The sequence below is a fragment of the Pseudomonas sp. HMSC063H08 genome (assembly GCF_001813645.1).
GTDB lineage: Bacteria > Pseudomonadota > Gammaproteobacteria > Pseudomonadales > Pseudomonadaceae > Pseudomonas > Pseudomonas aeruginosa.
On sequence record NZ_KV813353.1, the window covers coordinates 1 to 612 of the forward strand.

A 612-nucleotide genomic window follows, 5' to 3' on the forward strand; every position below is an offset into this window, starting at 1 on the left:
GCCCCTCAAGGGAAGTGGTTGGTGCGGTCAGGCTTGGTGTTCGTGCGTCAGGCGTTCACGCCATTCCTGGTTGATCTCATCGTGAGCCAGGTCCAGGAACTCCAGCGGACAGCCGTAGTAGAACGGGCCGGCGCTTTCCGGAATGGTCTTGTAGCCCCATTGCCCGGCCGAGCAGTCCAGCAAGTGCAGCTCGATCATGGTGATCGAGTGACCGGCCGGCTTGCCGAAATAGAATCCGGCAAGGTGGAAGGTTCGTTTTACGACAGTCCAAAGTTCATTGCCGGAGACTGCGTGTGCCAGCACCTTGGTGCTGCCTGCGAAAGTACTGGTTGGGGCCAGCAGCTCACGCAGCAGGTCTTCCTTCGTCTGATGTGAGAAAAGCCATCCCATAGGTGTGCTCCTGTGGTTGGCCAGGTCTCCCTGACGGGAGAACCCGGCAGGGGTGGGTAGGGTGATGCTTCAGCGTGTTGCGCGCTCAAGGCGCTGGAGGAGCCGGTAAGCTGTTTGCCTGGCCTGCCAGTCGCAGTACAGCCATGGCTCGTTGTCGGCCGCATGCTCCGGCGAAGGGGTCTTCACCCGCTCACGCAGTGCGATGATGGCCTGGTCGACGAC

The 612-nt window shown here is 61.1% G+C and carries 1 protein-coding gene; it reads right to left on the bottom strand.

What is annotated here, in order from left to right:
- Positions 1-27 precede the first annotated feature (27 nt).
- On the bottom strand, positions 28-390 hold the full coding sequence (locus tag HMPREF2924_RS03925) for a hypothetical protein (protein WP_070700368.1): 363 nt from the start codon (positions 388-390) through the stop codon (positions 28-30).
- Positions 391-612 lie beyond the last annotated feature (222 nt).

Bases quoted from the DNA above. Each gene is read 5' to 3' on its own strand.
- HMPREF2924_RS03925 (WP_070700368.1), bottom strand. From the start codon at position 390: ATGGGATGGCTTTTCTCACATCAGACGAAGGAAGACCTGCTGCGTGAG.